Annotated in this window: 3 protein-coding genes; all 3 read left to right on the top strand. The window is 64.0% G+C overall.

The genetic code is table 11. The annotated features are described in order from the left end of the window. On the top strand, positions 1-446 hold a 446-nt coding region (tnpA, locus tag C7451_RS19635), incomplete at its 5' end, for an IS66-like element accessory protein TnpA (RefSeq protein WP_110300479.1). Then, a complete protein-coding gene (gene tnpB, locus C7451_RS19630; RefSeq protein ID WP_066045784.1) occupies positions 443-799 on the top strand; it encodes an IS66 family insertion sequence element accessory protein TnpB in 357 nt (118 codons plus the stop codon). The genes tnpA and tnpB, both read left to right, overlap by 4 nt. A 31-nt stretch (positions 800-830) precedes the next feature. Further along, complete coding sequence (gene tnpC / locus C7451_RS19625) at positions 831-2,369, top strand: IS66 family transposase (protein ID WP_110300477.1); 1,539 nt, start codon at positions 831-833, stop codon at positions 2,367-2,369. Positions 2,370-2,382: the final 13 nt, after the last annotated feature.

Raw genomic sequence — 2,382 nt, 5'->3', positions numbered from 1 at the left:
CTAGTGACGATCCTGTGAGTAGGGGGGCTCAGCGGTTTGAGGTGTTCACCGGCGCTGGCAGGCGCAGGGATTGGCCGCCTGAGGTGAAGGCATCGATTGTCGCGGAGTGCTGGCCTGGAGGGGAGCCGGTCAGCGCTGTCGCCCGGCGCCATGCACTGGATCCTTCGCAGATTTATGGCTGGCGCAAGGAGTTGATAAGGCAGTTCAAGGAACAGGGACTGGACGTTTCCGCATTGGAGACAGAAGGGCCTGCCTTTGTGCCAGCGTTGATCACGCCTGACCCTGTTCCAGAGGCTGGGCCTTCACGCCGCAGCCCACGCCGTCGACGCCGCGCTGCATCTGCCGTGGTCGAGCTTGAGATTGATGGCGTCGCTGTAAAGATAGCTCGCGGTGCCGATGCTGGTGTCATCGCAGCGGTCATTGACGCGCTCAGGACGCGTGCGTGATCGGCCCTGGCCCTGGCACGCGGGTGATGGTGGCAACGCGGCCCGTGGATTTCCGCAAAGGTCCTGACGCACTGGCCGCATTGGTCAGCGCCGAGTATGGCGGCGATCCGTATTCCGGGGTGATCTATGTCTTCCGGGCAAAGCGCGCTGACCGGATCAAGCTGGTCTGGTGGGATGGCACGGGCCTGTGCCTGATGGCCAAGAGGCTGGAGTCCGGCGGCTTCAAGTGGCCTGGTATCCAGGACGGTGTGATGCGCGTTACGGCAGCCCAACTCGGCGCTTTGCTGGAGGGTCTCGACTGGCGCCGGGTGCATGGCGGACGCCGCCCGATAGCGCCGCAGATTGCCGGTTGACTGGGCTTTCATCTGCTGATTCACTGCCATCATGCTGATGGAAGCGGACCTGCCGGAAGACATCGAAGCGCTACGTGCGCTGGCGCTCGATCAGTCCCGCAAGCTTGCCGACGTGACGGTTGCCAAGGGCGAAGCTGACGCAGAGATCGAGCGGCTGCAGTCGATCATCGATGCGTTCATGCGACACCGTTTCGGCCGCAAGTCCGAACAGCTCGATCCCGACCAGCTCCAGCTGGGCCTTGAGGATATCGAGACGGCACTTGGCGCAGCCCGTGCGGCGCGTGAGGCTGGAACGGCTCAGCCCAAGGGCGATCGTCCCCGCAAGACCAACCGCGGTTCGCTGCCTGCGCACCTCGAGCGGATCGAGCAGATCGTCGATATCGACGATAAGGCCTGCCCGTGCTGTGGCGGCGGGCTGCACCAGATTGGCGAGGATGTTGCTGAACGCCTCGATGTCGTGCCGACCACGTTCCGGGTCCTGGTCACCCGTCGGCCTCGCTACGGCTGCCGCTCCTGCGAGAGCGCGGTCGTCCAAGCCCCGGCACCAGCCCGTATTGTCGAAGGCGGCATCCCTACCGAAGCCCTGATCGCTCAGGTGCTGGTCGCCAAGTATGCCGATCACCTGCCGCTTTACCGGCAGGCGCAGATCTATGCCCGCCAGGGTATCCAGCTGGATCGCTCTACCCTTGCAGACTGGGTCGGGCGGGCAGCCTGGTATCTTCGCCCACTGCGTGACCATATCCTGGAACGACTGCGACGATCCGAACGGTTGTTCGCCGACGAGACGACAGCCCCGGTTCTCGATCCAGGACGTGGGCGGACCAAGACCGGCCAGCTATGGGCGTATGCCCGCGACGACCGACCATGGGGCGGTATCGATCCGCCGATGATGGCCTATGTCTATGCAGCCGACCGCAAGAGCGAACGCGCCGAAGCGCACCTAGGTGACTTTGCAGGCATACTGCAAGTTGACGGCTATGGCGGATATACCGCGCTCGCCAAGCGGCAGCAGCAGATCACCCTTGCGTTCTGCTGGTCACACGTCCGGCGCAAGTTCTTCGATCTCGCCGACAAGTCGCCGGTTGCCACTGAGGTGCTGCAGCGGATCGCCGGTCTCTATGCCATCGAGAGCGAGGTTCGCGGCACCGATGCCGACCATCGTCGCGCCGCCCGCAACGAGCACGCCCGCGTCATTGTCGAGGACCTCCGCAACTATCTGGAAGCCCGGGTCCGCCAGGTCAGCGCCAAGAGCAAGCTGGCCGAAGCGATACGCTACGCGCTCAGCCGCTGGGACGGGCTGACCGTCTTCCTTGATGATGGCCGGGTCGAGCTCGACACCAACACCGTCGAGCGATCGATCAGACCTCTGGCCCTCAACCGCAAGAATGCCCTGTTCGTGGGCTCCGACGAGGGTGGCGACAACTGGGCGGTCATCGCTACGCTGATCGAGAACTGCAAGATCGCCGGCATCAACCCGCACATCTGGCTGACCGAGACGCTCGCCAAGCTTGCCGATGGTCATCCCGCAAACAGCGTCGGCGACCTCATGCCTTGGATCGACGTGGGCTGAAAACACCGCTTAC

Origin of the sequence: Blastomonas natatoria, assembly GCF_003201955.1 — a bacterium.
GTDB classification, from domain to species: domain Bacteria; phylum Pseudomonadota; class Alphaproteobacteria; order Sphingomonadales; family Sphingomonadaceae; genus Blastomonas; species Blastomonas natatoria.
Note: the sequence above shows the minus strand (reverse complement) of the source record. Positions and strands in the feature narration are given on the sequence as shown.